This window comes from Streptomyces sp. NPDC017979 (assembly GCF_044328175.1).
In the GTDB taxonomy this organism is placed as follows: domain Bacteria; phylum Actinomycetota; class Actinomycetes; order Streptomycetales; family Streptomycetaceae; genus Streptomyces.
Window position 1 is genome coordinate 240,616 of record NZ_JBIRGU010000011.1, and the last position, 13,249, is coordinate 253,864.

Annotated in this window: 13 protein-coding genes; 6 read left to right on the top strand and 7 right to left on the bottom strand. The window is 69.2% G+C overall.

Annotated elements, in window-relative coordinates; all coding sequences use genetic code 11:
- Positions 1-12 precede the first annotated feature (12 nt).
- Complete coding sequence (locus tag ACH4E8_RS26365; RefSeq protein ID WP_398452445.1) at positions 13-1,206, bottom strand: helix-turn-helix domain-containing protein; 1,194 nt, start codon at positions 1,204-1,206, stop codon at positions 13-15.
- A 164-nt stretch (positions 1,207-1,370) separates the two neighbouring features.
- On the opposite strand from ACH4E8_RS26365, the gene ACH4E8_RS26370 reads away from it, so the two are divergent.
- From ACH4E8_RS26370 to ACH4E8_RS26380, 3 genes are all read left to right on the top strand, one after another.
- Positions 1,371-1,601 carry a hypothetical protein gene (locus ACH4E8_RS26370; RefSeq protein ID WP_398452451.1) on the top strand — a complete coding sequence of 77 codons (231 nt, stop codon included), beginning with the start codon at positions 1,371-1,373 and terminating at the stop codon, positions 1,599-1,601.
- Positions 1,602-1,733: 132 nt separating this feature from the next.
- On the top strand, positions 1,734-1,952 hold the full coding sequence (locus tag ACH4E8_RS26375; RefSeq protein ID WP_398452453.1) for a hypothetical protein: 219 nt from the start codon (positions 1,734-1,736) through the stop codon (positions 1,950-1,952).
- 1,009 nt (positions 1,953-2,961) lie between these two features.
- Positions 2,962-3,129, top strand: coding sequence for a hypothetical protein (locus tag ACH4E8_RS26380; RefSeq protein ID WP_398452456.1), 168 nt, complete (start codon positions 2,962-2,964; stop codon positions 3,127-3,129).
- Positions 3,130-3,290: 161 nt separating this feature from the next.
- Here ACH4E8_RS26380 and ACH4E8_RS26385 read toward each other — a convergent pair whose 3' ends face one another.
- Together ACH4E8_RS26385 and ACH4E8_RS26390 are read right to left on the bottom strand one after the other, a co-directional pair.
- Entirely contained in the window at positions 3,291-3,548 is a 258-nt protein-coding gene (locus ACH4E8_RS26385) for a GntR family transcriptional regulator (RefSeq protein ID WP_398452459.1), read from the bottom strand.
- A 969-nt stretch (positions 3,549-4,517) separates the two neighbouring features.
- Positions 4,518-6,176, bottom strand: a complete 1,659-nt coding sequence (locus ACH4E8_RS26390) for an MFS transporter (RefSeq protein ID WP_398452462.1) — start codon at positions 6,174-6,176, stop codon at positions 4,518-4,520.
- 472 nt (positions 6,177-6,648) lie between these two features.
- Between ACH4E8_RS26390 and ACH4E8_RS26395 the strand changes: the two genes are divergently transcribed.
- Entirely contained in the window at positions 6,649-7,674 is a 1,026-nt protein-coding gene (locus tag ACH4E8_RS26395) for a phosphatase PAP2 family protein (RefSeq protein ID WP_398452464.1), read from the top strand.
- 80 nt (positions 7,675-7,754) lie between these two features.
- Here ACH4E8_RS26395 and ACH4E8_RS26400 read toward each other — a convergent pair whose 3' ends face one another.
- The 4 genes from ACH4E8_RS26400 to ACH4E8_RS26415 all read right to left on the bottom strand — a co-directional run bounded on the left by ACH4E8_RS26400 (position 7,755) and on the right by ACH4E8_RS26415 (position 11,452).
- Positions 7,755-7,970 carry an I78 family peptidase inhibitor gene (locus ACH4E8_RS26400; protein ID WP_398452467.1) on the bottom strand — a complete coding sequence of 72 codons (216 nt, stop codon included), beginning with the start codon at positions 7,968-7,970 and terminating at the stop codon, positions 7,755-7,757.
- 315 nt (positions 7,971-8,285) lie between these two features.
- Positions 8,286-9,242 (bottom strand): helix-turn-helix transcriptional regulator, encoded by a 957-nt coding sequence (locus ACH4E8_RS26405; RefSeq protein ID WP_398452469.1) that lies wholly within the window; start codon positions 9,240-9,242, stop codon positions 8,286-8,288.
- 74 nt (positions 9,243-9,316) lie between these two features.
- Positions 9,317-10,600 carry a glycosyltransferase family 4 protein gene (locus ACH4E8_RS26410; RefSeq protein ID WP_398452471.1) on the bottom strand — a complete coding sequence of 428 codons (1,284 nt, stop codon included), beginning with the start codon at positions 10,598-10,600 and terminating at the stop codon, positions 9,317-9,319.
- A gap of 159 nt (positions 10,601-10,759) precedes the next feature.
- A complete protein-coding gene (locus tag ACH4E8_RS26415) occupies positions 10,760-11,452 on the bottom strand; it encodes a transglycosylase family protein (protein WP_398452474.1) in 693 nt (230 codons plus the stop codon).
- A gap of 564 nt (positions 11,453-12,016) precedes the next feature.
- Here ACH4E8_RS26415 and ACH4E8_RS26420 point away from each other — a divergent pair.
- Both ACH4E8_RS26420 and ACH4E8_RS26425 read left to right on the top strand, forming a co-directional pair.
- Positions 12,017-12,805, top strand: a complete 789-nt coding sequence (locus ACH4E8_RS26420) for a hypothetical protein (protein WP_398452476.1) — start codon at positions 12,017-12,019, stop codon at positions 12,803-12,805.
- Positions 12,806-12,930: 125 nt separating this feature from the next.
- A complete protein-coding gene (locus ACH4E8_RS26425) occupies positions 12,931-13,233 on the top strand; it encodes a hypothetical protein (protein ID WP_398452477.1) in 303 nt (100 codons plus the stop codon).
- Positions 13,234-13,249: the final 16 nt, after the last annotated feature.

A 13,249-nucleotide genomic window follows, 5' to 3' on the forward strand; every position in this document is an offset into this window, starting at 1 on the left:
CTTTCCTTATAGTCAAAAATTATAGGGGTCATCATCTAGGGCGATCTTGAGATTCGCGAGAACATCACGAATGTATTCTGGGGCGATAGAATCCCCTTCTCCTAGTCGAACGATCTTTCTCAAGAGATTGACGGTTCGCGCCGAAGCGATTTCGTGCACTACAGGAGTAATGGCGTTTGCCAACTCTTCTGCATCGTGCCACGCACTTGCACGCATCAGGCAGTCGAGTAGTCTTGCCGCCGAAATTTGACGGTATCCAACTTTCGCTTTGCTGGGCTGCCATACTGCCTGTTGCAGATGCGGGATTCCTTCGGCGTAACGCTCAGCTAATTGCAGTGCGTACCCATGATGCCCGTCAATCTCATTCGAGGTAACCCACCATGACCACGATGGGTCACTATCTCTCGCCCCATCTTCAAGAACGCTACGCGCCCTACTAAAGGCTTTAACGCCTTCTGATTCCCGCCCGACTCCCATCAACCCCTTGGCCTCGCGAATGCGGAAGATAGTTTCAACCCGCGGAGAGAGGGAATTCATTTCAATTACGGACTGACTGATTGCTAGCTCTTCTCGAAATCGTCCGAGCCAACCCGCATGCATAGCCATATTTTGCATGATCAAGAGTTCAATCGAGCGATCTCCCGAGAGCTTGGCAAGCATCAGCGCCTCATGGTTGAAGCGCCTTGCTGCTCCGTGATTCTCGGCATCAAACAAAGCCCACCCTGCGACCTCTGCCAGCTCGGCTGCCGCTGACTGGATGTCGTGCTCAAATTTTGACTCGTAGTCCCCATTGCCTAGGCGCAGATGAACCGACTTGAATATCCGCGCTGCCGCATCGGCGATTGAAGTTCCGCCGAGTTCATTATCCAACTGGATCAGGCGTTGCGTCATCTCTCGAATTGCTTGCGCGTACTCCGAACCTCGCAACTCCGCCAGATCTGAATGTGCAAGAAATCCCTGCGCAGGCTCGCGGCTTCGATTCCTATCGTCAATTTTGTCAAGAGTGGGCGTTAGTAGTTCTTCGAGTTCTTGGGGTGACGCATCAAGCTGTTTGGCGAGCTTCGGCCGTACCCAGGGAAGGGGCTCGACTTCCCCCTTTTCCCAACGCTGAACGGTTGAGCGGTCGACATGCAGTGCCTCTGCAAGCCCCTCTTGGGTGTAGCCACATGCCTTCCGGCGCGCGGTCAACCTCTCTCGCTTCGCCATCGCGGCCCGCCCTCTCGTCCGGAAGCCGTCTGCCCTGGTCAGCGTAGCCAGTGCGGCCAACGCGCGGCACGTCTGCGGTAGTTCTGCTGTGGCGCCGTTAGCCATCGTGGAAGAGCGTGGCCAGTCACAAAGCTCCACAACGGCTCAGCGAAGGGACTAGCCAGATGAGTGACGCGCACCGCTCACAGCGCGACGACGTGGCCTTACTGCTTGCTCTCATCTGTGTGGGTGGCTGCTGGGCCCTGGTGCCCGACGTCATCCCGCGTACCGGGTACGACCGGAGCCGGAACACCTTGATCGCTGCGCGCGCTGGTCTGCTCCGGCAGCTCCGCACCGAGCTGGTGGGCACCAGCCGGTTCGGCCGCTCACCGCACTGGATGCGCCATGTCGACTAGGTGCGTGATCTGTACAGCTGCGGACAAGGCACTGAGCCGCCCCGGGATCTCCAGCGGGACGCGTGAGAGCTTCCGCCGCATCAAGCGTGAGCACCCGCACCGCCGGTCGACGGACACGAAGAGGGTGCCGTGATGGGACTTCCCGAGCTCGCAAACGGCACGGTGGTCCGCGACAACGCAACTGAACGGATCGGCGTCGTCATGGCCCATAGCGGCGCCCGTTACTCGCTCCGCCCGCGCGGAGGTGGACTCGAATGGGACGCATGGCGCAACGACCTCAGCGCCATACTGTCCGACATCCTGCGCCCCGCCGTCGCTGAATTGAACGCCAACAGCGAACGGGGGTTGTAATGCCCAGACACTGGCGGTTCTTCAAATGGAAACTCCGCGTACTGGAGCACAAAGGCGTTCAGGCATACGTCGAGTGCGTCTCGGGGAATCCCGTCTGCGGTGCGGAACCGGAAAATGCATCAACTGGGCTGACTCCGGATGCTGCTGATGCATGGACCGATTTCCACTTCCGCAGCACTGGCCATCGTCGATATGACCGCGTCTACTCGGACACGGTGCAGTGGGACCCCGTTGACGACGTCGACCCGCGCACTATCAAGGGGGTGACCACGTGAGTCTGTTCACCGACTTTTCTGCACCCGTACACGTGTCCCTTCGGTGCATCTCAGGAGACCCGTCATGTGGCGAAAAAGTGCCCGGCACCGAAACGGACGTGCACGACTTCGAACACACGGCGCTATGGGCGGAGTTCCACCACGGTCAGACCGGACACGAGGATTTCGTTCGGACCGTGCAAGACACCGTGCAGTACCGCCCACCCGCAGGCGACACGTCGTGAGGTTGGTTTCGATCTTCCTCGGTGCAATCCTCGGGCTTGCGCTGATCAATCTATCCGATCGACTATGGGAATAACCGTGCCGGATTCTAATGAGGAAGCAAGGAACCGCGTACGAAATCTCCGAACAGTCGTCACAGCGCAGTACGTAGATGGCGCATCCCTGTACAGGCTGGCTCGCGAGTACGGCGTGTACGGCCAATGGCTCGGACAGCAGATGGGCAAGTGGGGTGTCCCTCTCCGTAGCTTCAGCGCAGCCCATGCCCTACGGAGAGGGAAGCCCCACCCCCGACGAAAAGGAATTCCGCCGTCGCGGTGGTAAGGGTGCACCGCGACAGCGGGTCTAAACTCCCCCGGCTGTAAACCCTGTCCGGCTGGGGGAAATGGGGACGCAATCGGGCGCGTCTCCTGGCCCCGGATGCCAAGAGCGCACTTGTTCATCCGGGGCCACCACATCAAGAGGGAGGGGCGATGGCCTTTTACGCGCCATCTGGACCAGTAAGGAGCAATGCAATGGCCGAAGAGCCCGACGAAGCATTGCAAGCAATTGGCGCTATGGGAGCAGCCGCCGCAGCAGCACGTGACACCAGCTTGCCCCCGGAAATCCGGGCGTTGGCGGAAAACGCTGCCACGATCGCAGCGAACAAGATTGCGGATAAGTACGGCAACCAGCCTAGCTAGCAGCCGCTAGTTCAGGGCCGCTGTTACTTGGGGGTGGCAGCGGTGTTTAGCCCTCTCCGCCGGCGTCTGGCACTCAGCGGAGAGGATGAGGGGGCGCGTCCCCGAACTGGCCCCGTCCGCCCGTTACCCCCGTGGCGGATGGGCGGGGCTCACTCGTCGCCCTAGTCGTCCGTGACGGACTGGTCCCTGACGTACGTCCCGCGACTGGGCACGGTGAAGACAAGACCGTCTTCCCGCAGTACCGCGAGAGCTGAACGCACCGTGTTGCGGGCCACCCCGAACCGCTCGACCAGTTCCTTTTCCGAGGGAACCGGACGACCAGGCGGAAGCACGCCCCGATTGATCTCTTCAGCCAAGGCGGCAGCGATCTGCCGATACGGGGGCTCTGGTGCCCGAGGGTCAATCTCGTCCGCTGCCATGAGGCAAGCCTAGATACCGGGTCTCACCCTGCGCGAACTAGACAGGGTTGAACATGCCTAGACGGACCTATACCGGTTGGCCTACCGTCAGGCATGAAATCGCCCCGACAGACCGTTGCGACCGGTCTATCGGGGCTCCGCCGATCAGCTTTCTGAGGAGCTGAAGCGACATGCGAGACCTTATCGTCCGCGCCTGTACGTGGCTGCTGCGCCTACTCGTCCCGGCTCGGGGTCGACACCGTGCCCCCGTGAAGCCTGCTCGACCCGCCATGGTCGTCATCTGCGCGCCCCGCACGCCTATCCCCGTGCACGTTCTCGTCCGGACCATGCCGGTCCCGCCCCGAACGTTCCGTATCCCGCCGTACATGAAGGACTGGTCCGAACGGCAGCAGCAGGCGCAGCGCCGTATAGCGGTCGCGCTCGCCGTTGTGGGCATCGATTACGCCTACGTTCCCGAGGGCATCACGGCGGTGGTCGCATGACCCGCGAATGGCTACACGCAGCAGAGACCGCCGAGCCGTTCACCGCGTGGTGTGTCCACTGTGCCCGTGAGACCAGCGCGCCCGTGGTTGTAGGCACTGTGGAACGTCAGAGCGGCCCCCCGCGCGTGCAGTACGCGTGCCCTGAGGACGCGCTACGGCACGGAGTAGGACCAAGCCCTGACGACGTGATCCACCCCTAGCTGCAACCCCCAGAAACCGCCCCGTTCGGCCACGCGCCGGACGGGGCTTTTCTGCGTCTGACCTGGTGCTTTTCGAGTTGTAAGGGTGTAGGGTCTGCGCAGTTCCCCGCGCCCCTAAGGACCTCCGTCCCCAGCCCGCAGACAAGTGACGGGGGCAGCAAGTCAGGGGCGCGGGGAACTGCGCGAACAACCACAGACGAGCCGCACAGACCAACGCTCCCGCGGGACTACGGCGGCTACGTCTAGGGGCGCAGGCCCGACGGACAGGCGGGGCTCGCGGACGTCGACTAGGGGCGGCCGGCCACCTCGCGGCCGGCGCCGGTGACGTCCCCCGGCTCGCGGCTCGCAGGGAGCGCGGCCCGGCGGACGCCCCCGGCCTTGCGGGGCTCGGCGGGGGCGGGCCGAACCGCGGCGCACTCCATGCCCCGCGGCAACCTCAGCGCGGCGACCGCGCCGAGCAGCAGCAGCGCCGCGCTGACCACCAGCGTGACGTGGAGGCCGTGCACGAAGGAGGTGCGGGCGGTGGAGCGCAGCAGTTCCCCCGCCGCGCCGCCGAGCCGGTCGGAGACCTGGTACGCCTCGCCGAGGGAGTGCGACGCGGCGGCACTCGCGGCCGGCGGCACCCCGACGAGCGAGCCGAAGGCCGGGGCGTACGCGGCGTTCATCACGCTGCCGAGCAGTGCGATCCCCATGCCGGCACCGAGTTGGTACGAGGTCTCGCCGATCGCGGCGGCCCCGCCGGCCTGCTTCGCCGGCGCCTCGCTGAGCATCGACTCGTACGAGGCGAACAGGGTGGTCTGGAGGCCGAAGCCGAGGAGCACGAAGCCGGCGGTGAGCAGCAGCGGCCGGTCGTGCTGGCCCATCAGGGTCAGCAGCAGCACGGCCGCTGCGGTCAGCAGGAAGCCGCCGCAGACCATGCGGCGCGGCCCGATCCGGCGCAGGGTGTACGAGCCAGTGGCGCCCGCGGCCATCGCGGCGAAGGTCAGCGGCAGCAGCCGCAGCCCGGTCTCCACCGGGCTCAGCCCCAGGATGAGCTGGAGGTACTGGACGGCGATCAGCTGGAGGCCGACCAGCGCCAGCATGGCGAGGACGATGCAGCCCACGGAGGTGGAGAAGGTGGCGGCGGCGAACATCCGCACGTCCACCAGCGGATGGCGGCGGCTGCGCTGGCGCTGCACGAACCCCGCCAGCAGCGCGGCGCCGGCCAGCAGCGGCACGGCGGTGGCGGCGTCGAGGACCCCGTGCCCGACGCCGAGCCGCTTCACCCCGAAGACCAGCCCGAGCACACCGGCCGCGGCCATCAGCGCGCCCAGTACGTCCCAGGGGCCTTCGGCGCCGCTGCGGGACTCCGGCAGCAGCCAGCGGGCCACCGGCAGCAGCACGAGCATCAGGGGGATGTTGATCAGGAAGACCGCGCCCCAGCGGAAGTTCTCGACGAGGAAGCCGCCGAGGAGCGGCCCGGTCGCGGCGCCCACGGCGGCGACCGCGGTCCAGATGCCGATCGCCATCGCCCGCTCGCGGCGGTCGGGGAAGACCGCGCGGAGCACGGAGAGCGTGGCGGGCATGATCATCGCGCCGCCGACGCCGAGCAGGGCGCGGGCCGCGATCAGCACCTCGGGACTGGTGGCGAACGCGGCGAAGGCGGAAGCGACGCCGAAGATGGCGTACCCCAGCAGCAGCACCCGACGGCGGCCGACCCGGTCGCCGAGGGTGCCGAAGAGGATCAGCAGTGCGGCGCAGACCAACGGATAGGCGTCGACGATCCAGAGCAGTTCCACGCCGCTCGGCCGCAGGTCCTCCGTGACGGCGGGCACCGCGACGTGCAGCACCGTGGCGTCCACGGCGACCAGCAGCAGACTGACGCACAGGACGACGAGGACGGCCCAGCGGTTGCCGCCGTCGCCGACGGAGCGCGGGCGGGCCGCCGCCGCGGTCGTCCCTGACATCCACTACCTCCAGTGCCTCCCCCGTCCGCGGTGGACCCGGCCGGGGGAAACGGGGCTGGGGACGGTCCCGTGCGGCGGTCCGGCGTCGACGGACGAGTGAGCCGTCAGCGTACGCGAGTTCACCTGCACGGCGCGTGGCCCACCTCTCACGCCGTCGCGCGCCCGCGTGTGGCGTACGCCACCCCGTCACCGTCGGGTACCGGCCACCGTCCTCAGCGGGTCGGCCACGGCGCCCGCACAGATGAGGAAAAATTCATACGGGGATGCGATGAACTACAATTGGCCGCTCAGATCCCGCCGAGTTAAGCGGCTTTCGGGACGGCCTCCCCGAGCATTACGACACCTCAGCTCCGGAATTTCCCGAATGGCCAGTCTTAAATTCCGCGTCAGGAGACATACTCCACATCACATCGTCATCACAAACCGTCTGGATCGGCCGGGTCGCACCCTCACTCGCTGTAACGTCGATTGGGTGCGTACCGACATCTTCGCCCGGCTGGACCGGGAGCCGGAACCGCCGAAGATAGAGATCCCGCGGATGAGCCGCACCCGTCTCGCCCTCTTCGGCGGGACGGCCGTGTTCTACGTCGCCATCGTCGTGGCCGTGCTGGCGTCGACGTGGCTGGTGCTCATCGACTGGAAGGTCATGCTGTTCCGGCCCTACCAGCAGTGGCCGCAACTGCACGCCTTCCTCGACTACTTCGTGGTCCTCGGCCAGCGGGGCCCCACCGCGGTGATGGTGGCGGCCTGGCTGGGCTGGCGCTCCTGGCGCCAGCACACGCTGCGCCCCCTGCTGGCGCTCGGCGTCGCGCTGCTGCTGCTCAATGTGACCGTCGGCAGCGTCAAGATCGGACTGGGCCGGCTCGGCCCCCACTACGCGACGCAGATCGGTTCGTCCGAGATGTTCGCCGGCGGGGATATATTCCCTTCCGGTCACACCGCCAATGCGGTCGTCACCTGGGGAATCCTGGCCTATCTGGCCACCACCCCGACGACCCGCCGCTATCTGTCGGCGCTCTCGGCGACGGTCTCGCTTGGCGTCGGACTCACCACCGTCTACATCGGTACGCACTGGTTGAGCGACGTGCTCCTCGGCTGGGCCGCCGGCCTGCTGATCCTGTTGGCGCTGCCCTGGTGCGAGCCGCTGATCGGCCGCGCGGAGGCGTGGATCCTGGGTCAGCGCGACCGTTGGCTCGCACGGCGCGCCCTCGTCCCCTCGCTGCCGGTGGCCGCGGGCGGGCCCAGGCCCGCAGTGGCGGCGCCGCGCACGACGGCGAAGGCCGAGGGCGACCAGCGGCTGGAGCCGGTGGTCAACCTGGGCGCCACCCTGCCAGGACCGACCGCCGCTCCCACCGGCACGGGTGCCGCCGCCGGGCCGTCCGGCACGGCGACGGCGCGGCGCCCCCAGGCCCGGCCGCACCAGGTGCGCGCCGAGCGGGCGCCGAGCCCCTCGGGCAGCCACCGGCCGTCGGCGTCCCGGACGATGTCGGGCGGCTGAGCCCGCCCCCGTACCGTCGTGGCTCGAAGGGCCCCGCGCCGACCAGGCCGGGGCCCTTCCCCGTGTCCGGGCGCACGCGCTCAGCCGCGCCAGCAGCGCACCACGGTGTCGTGCTCGACTTCGAAGTTGATCCTGCCCTTGAGGTATTCGAGGGTGATGATCGCGCCCGGGGGCAGCGAGCGGACGGTGGTCCAGCCGCGCTGACGGGCCCGCCGTTCGGCGTCGTCGGCGCGCAGCCCGACGTACGCACCGGTGGCGTCGTCCGGCTCGGCGGAGGGGCTCGGTATGGGTGCCATGCCTTCCACGGTAGGTGGCAGCGGACGGTGACGGAAGCGGAGCGGCGGTCGCCGGCCGGTCGTCCCCGCGCCATCCGCTCGTCACACTTCTGTCACAAGGCGGCGGGACACGATCAGCCCAAACGCCGTCACTCGTACGGGCACTTCCGCACCGCTCGGGCGGCAATTCCCGACGGGCGGACGATCATGGAGAATTCCGGCGGCGAATTGCCGCAGCCCCCGGCCGACGAATTGCCGCAGCCGACCCATTCACGGCTTCCTTACACAATCCCCCGCACTTTCCCACGGGGCCGCCGGGAGCTCTTCGAAGTGGTGTCAGTCGACGGCGCGGGAGAGGCGGTCCCGCACCATCGCGATGTGGTCCTTCAACTCGTCCGGTTCGACGACGTCGAAGTCCACGCCCATCAGCAGCACGTGAACCACCATCACGTCCGGGTTGGTCGCCCCGGTGCGCAGCAGGCAGTGGTCCTCGTCGACCCGCTCCAGCACTCCGTCCGCCGGGGAGACCAGCTCGGCCGCCCGCTCGTAGGGCATGTGCAGCCGGATGACGGCCCGGGTGGTGTAGGCGCGGGTGGAGATGCCCTGCGCCACGTACTGCGCCAGGTCGTCCGCGGGCGGGGTGCGCGGGGCGAAGCGCGGGCCGTGCGGGGGTGCCGGCACGATGCGGTCGGCCCGGAAGGTGCGCCAGTCCTCCCGGTCGACGTCCCAGGCCACCAGGTACCAGCGGCGCTCGCTGCACACCAGCCGGTGCGGCTCGACGGTGCGGCGGGAGGTCGCGCCGTTGTGGTCCTCGTAGGCGAACCGCAGCCGCTCGCTGTCCCGGCAGGCGTTCGCCAACTCGGTGAGCACGGCCGCGTCGAGCCGGCTGCTCGGCTCCCGCAGCAGCGGCACGGTGACGGAGTTCAGCACGCCCACCCGGCGCCGCAGTCGGCCCGGCAGCACCTGCTCCAGCTTGGCCAGCGCGCGTACGGAACTCTCGCCGATGCCCTCGATGCCGTTGCCGGCGGCCGTGCGCAGCCCGACGGCGACGGCCACCGCCTCGTCGTCGTCGAGCAGCAGCGGCGGGAGTTCGGCGCCGGCGCCCAGGCGGTAGCCGCCGCCGGTGCCGGGGCTGGCGTTGACCGGATAGCCCAACTCCCGCAGCCGGTCCACGTCCCGGCGCACGGTGCGCGCGGTGACGCCGAGTTGCCGGGCCAGCTCGGCACCGGACCATTCGCGGCGCGCCTGGAGCAACGAGAGCAGGCGCAGCAGTCGAGCGGAGGTCTCCAACATGGTCCGCAGTCTGCCAAGCCCCGCCGCGCGACGGCGGCGGGGCCCCGTGTGCTAGGCGCCGTGCGCCCGGCGCCTCACGCCTTGCGGAGTCGGCGCAGGACGGCGGCGGCCAGGTAGCGCAGGGCGTACGCGCTGCCGTACGCCGTGCCGCGAAGACGCAGCGCCAGGTCGCGGAGCGCACCGCGCGGGCCCCGGGTCCGGGCGCGCTCGACCAGCTCGGTGAAGATCGCTTCGTGGCGTTCGGCGATCCGCGCCGGGTCGAACCGCATCGAGGCGTCGCGGGCCGCGGCTCCGGTGCGCCGGCGCAGGTCGTCGTCCTGGATGAGTTCCAGCAGCGCGTCGGCGACCGCGTCCGCGTCGCCGACCGGCACCAGCCGGCCGTCCACGCCGTCCGCGATGATCTCCCGCGGCCCGTGCGGGCAGTCGGTGGCGACCACCGGCAGCCCGCAGCGCATCGCCTCCACGATCGTCATCCCGAAGGACTCCTTGCTGGAGGTGACCGCGGCGATGGAGCCCTTGACCCACTCCGGCTCCAGCGGGTTGGCGTTGCCCATCAGGGACACGTGGCCCTTGAGGTCCCGCGCCTCGATCAGCGCGGTCAGCGCGTCCCGCTCGTTGCCGGTGGCGTCCCCGCTGCCGTAGATCCGCAAGTGCCAGTCCGGGCGGGCGGCGACGACCTTGGCGAACGCCTCGACGAGCAGGTCGTAGCGCTTGACCCGGGTCAGCCGGCCCGCCGCGACGACGACCTTGCCACTGCCGTCGGCGAGGGTGACGGTCGGCTTCGGCACGCTGTTCGGGACGGCGTCGATGCGTACGCCCGGCAGGTTCAGCCGGGTGCGGTAGGCGCGGGCGTCCGCCTCGGTGACGGTGGTGACCGCGTCCAAGAGCCCGTAGCGGAAGCCGAGTTCCCGGCGGAGCCGGTAGCTGTGGCCGTCCAGGGTGAGGTGTTCCTGGCCGACGCGGACCGGGCCGCGGCGGGTCTGGCGGGCGATGTGGACGTTGAGCCCGGGTCGGGTGCCGACGACGACGTCCGCGTCCAGCGAGCGCAGGTGCGCCCCGATGCGGTCGTCGGTGAGTCGGCTGTACTGCTTGTGCCGGCCGTCGCCGCGCGGGAAGACCCGCGCGGGCTTGCGGTAGTCCGGCAGGTCGCCCGCGTAGTCCGGGCTCCCCCGGCGCAGGTCGACGAGCTCGCGCATGACGACGCCGCTCGGCGTCCCCATCAGGGGCTCGTCGCGGTGCCGGAAGACGGAGACGATCTCCACGTCGTGCCGTTCCGCGAGGGCCTGGGCGAGGTTGAAGGTCGTGCGGATCGTGCCGCCGATGCCGTATGCGTTGTGCAGCAGGAATGAAATGCGCATGCGCTGCCGCGCCCCCTGTTCAGATGTGGTCGAACAGGACTCTACTGCGCCGGCGCCCCTGCTCGGGCCGGGACCGGCGCGGGGGCGGGCGCAGCCCCGCCCGGGGAACGGCGGGCGGGGCTGCGGCGTGGGGGGTGGTGGTGCGGTACGGCTCCGGGCTCAGACGCTCAGGCGCTGGCCGGGCACGATGAGGTTCGGGTCGGCGCCGACGACCGAGCTGTTGGCCCGGTGGAGGTCGCGCCAGTCCTTGCCGTGGGCGGCGGCGATGCCGCTGAGGGTGTCGCCCTGGCGGACGGTGTACGTGCCTGCGCGCGCGGCGGCACGGCCGGTGTGGGCCTCGGTGCGCCGCGGGGACTCGCTCGTGCGCTGTCCGGCGTACGCCTTCGGCTTCGCCTGCGCCTTCGTCTTCGTCTTCGTGTTGGCCTTGTACGGCTTCGCCGGCTGCACCGGGGTGGACGCGGGGGCGCTGCCGTAGGCGCCGGCCTTGCGGGAACAGGTGGGCCAGGCGCCCCAACCCTGAACGCGCTGGACCTTGGTGGCGATCGCGATCTGCTGGGCCTTGGTGGCCCGGTCGGCGGTCTTGGCGTACGCGCCGCCGCCGAATCCCTTCCAGGTGGAGGCGGAGAACTGAAGTCCGCCGTAGTAGCCGTTTCCGGTGTTGATGTGCCAGTTTCCGCCGCTTTCGCACTGGGCGATGCGGTCCCACACCCCGTTGTCCGCCGCTGCCGCCTCGCCGGCCGTGGTGGCGACGAGGGCGAGGGGTGCGACGAGGGCGGCGCCGGCCAGGGCCGCCGGGTAGCGCCCGCGGGCAGCGGACGAGCGGGTGCGGGAGTGACGGGAATGAGCGGACATCACAGACCTCTCGAAGGACCCGGGGTCTCCCGTGCGGCGCGGGCCACGACGCTTCCGGCGTCGACGACCCGTACCGCCCGACCCGCCGGGGAGGTGCCCGCACGACGGCGTTGCCGACGACACGGACGGTGGTGGCGCTCGGGCCGTACTGGCGGTACGGCACCGGGGCGGGTCGACCCAGGACGGTGCTCTCTGCACCCGGCGGAGGAATGTACGGAGTCCGCGCCCCACAGCTCAACCAATTCGCCGTTGTCGCAGGCCAGTTGCGCATTACCAAGGGTAACTTGACAGCCATTCAGCGATCTTGACGCCCCGTTGACACCCTTAAGTGCGGATACTCGGACAGTCCACCGGGGTCAAACGTGAGGTGGTTCACCCCACCAGAACCCTTGCGTCCGCCACGAGTTGACCTGGAGTGATCGATTCCGCCGGCGATGTCACCGTGCGCACCGGGCGGCTCGATTCCGCACTCCCAGGCGCGTGACTCCTGCCACAGATCACCCGTTGAACCCTTTATGAGCCGGGAACCGCCCGGCGCACCCGAACAAGTCCGAGGAGCCACCCGTGCCCCCCATGCTCGACGTCAGCGAGGACGTCCGCGCCGAGATCGGCGACGAGGAAGCCGATCGGCTGCTCGCCGGCGACTCCGCCCCGGGCAGCTACGACTGCACCTCCTGCCGCACCCCGGGCGACCCCGAGCAAGAGCGCACCAGCACCGTGCTGTTCGTCGGCGAGGAGACCGCCGTACTCGCCTTCGCGCACGCCAGCTGCATTCCGTCCCAGGTCGTCCAGCTCGCCGAGGACCAGCTCCAGGGCGCCGTGCGGTCCATCACCGGCGCGCCCCAGGCCGCTTCCCCGACGGTGGACCCCGCGTCCCTGGACGCCGCGCCGAACCAGGCCGTCCTCGGCGTCACCAGCGGGCTGATCCTGGTCAACGGCGATCTGCACCCCGCGCTGGTGGTGGAGCCGACCGCGCCGATCGCCCGCCCCGGCACCACCGGCGGCGACGGCGACGAGTTCCTGCCGCTGCTGATGGAGCAGGGCTTCGCCCCGATCCACGACGTGAACCGGCTGCCGGCCCCCCTCCCCGGCTGGTCCGTGCTGCTCGCCATGGGCAAGCTGCACGCCATCCTGCAGGCCGGCGGCGTCGCCTGGTGGCAGGCCCACCAGGCGCTCCAGGTCACGGAGGGCTGGCGGACGGCGGCGAACAAGTCGAAGACGGTGCTGGTGTTCGCGGCTCCCGTGGGCGCCATCGGCCAGCAGCCGCGCGAGGACCTGCTGCGCGACGCGCTGGAGAAGGCCGCGGCCCGCGGTCTCCTGGTCGCCGCCGCGATGCCGCTCGCCGGCACCTGAGCAACGCCGCCCCGCCGGGACGCCCGCCGCAGGTCCGGTGCACCAAATGCACCTAGTACTGCACTTCGAACGGGAACATAACGTTTCGTGAGTGACGGGCCGGGGTCGTGGGTCGTTGCAGGAGTGTGCAGACCTACGATCCCATCCGCCAGCCGTACCCGAGCCACATCCCCGCGATGCGCCCCACGCACGAGGGGTCGGCGGTTCAATCGCCGACCCCCATCTTCGACGCGCTGTACCTGGAGTACCGAAGGTCGTTCCGGGCCCTGCCCGGGGACCGGACCGGCGAGGAGAACCTCGTCTTCCACGGGTTCGCCGGCCACCCGGGCACCCGCCTCGCCGTCCACCCGCCGTACGGGGCGACGGCCTGGCAGCCCTACCCGGTCCGGCAGCACCCGGCGCTGCCCCCGGCCCCCGGGGGGCGCTGAAGCCGATCAGGGGGAC

Excerpts from the sequence above, each read along its gene's own strand:
- ACH4E8_RS26390 (WP_398452462.1), bottom strand. The coding sequence starts at position 6,176 with ATGTCAGGGACGACCGCGGCGGCGGCCCGCCCGCGCTCCGTCGGCGAC.
- ACH4E8_RS26370 (WP_398452451.1), top strand. The coding sequence starts at position 1,371 with ATGAGTGACGCGCACCGCTCACAGCGCGACGACGTGGCCTTACTGCTT.
- ACH4E8_RS26405 (WP_398452469.1), bottom strand. The coding sequence starts at position 9,242 with ATGTTGGAGACCTCCGCTCGACTGCTGCGCCTGCTCTCGTTGCTCCAG.
- ACH4E8_RS26365 (WP_398452445.1), bottom strand. The coding sequence starts at position 1,206 with ATGGCGAAGCGAGAGAGGTTGACCGCGCGCCGGAAGGCATGTGGCTAC.
- ACH4E8_RS26400 (WP_398452467.1), bottom strand. The coding sequence starts at position 7,970 with ATGGCACCCATACCGAGCCCCTCCGCCGAGCCGGACGACGCCACCGGT.
- ACH4E8_RS26375 (WP_398452453.1), top strand. The coding sequence starts at position 1,734 with ATGGGACTTCCCGAGCTCGCAAACGGCACGGTGGTCCGCGACAACGCA.
- ACH4E8_RS26380 (WP_398452456.1), top strand. The coding sequence starts at position 2,962 with ATGGCCGAAGAGCCCGACGAAGCATTGCAAGCAATTGGCGCTATGGGA.
- ACH4E8_RS26415 (WP_398452474.1), bottom strand. The coding sequence starts at position 11,452 with ATGTCCGCTCATTCCCGTCACTCCCGCACCCGCTCGTCCGCTGCCCGC.
- ACH4E8_RS26385 (WP_398452459.1), bottom strand. The coding sequence starts at position 3,548 with ATGGCAGCGGACGAGATTGACCCTCGGGCACCAGAGCCCCCGTATCGG.
- ACH4E8_RS26410 (WP_398452471.1), bottom strand. The coding sequence starts at position 10,600 with ATGCGCATTTCATTCCTGCTGCACAACGCATACGGCATCGGCGGCACG.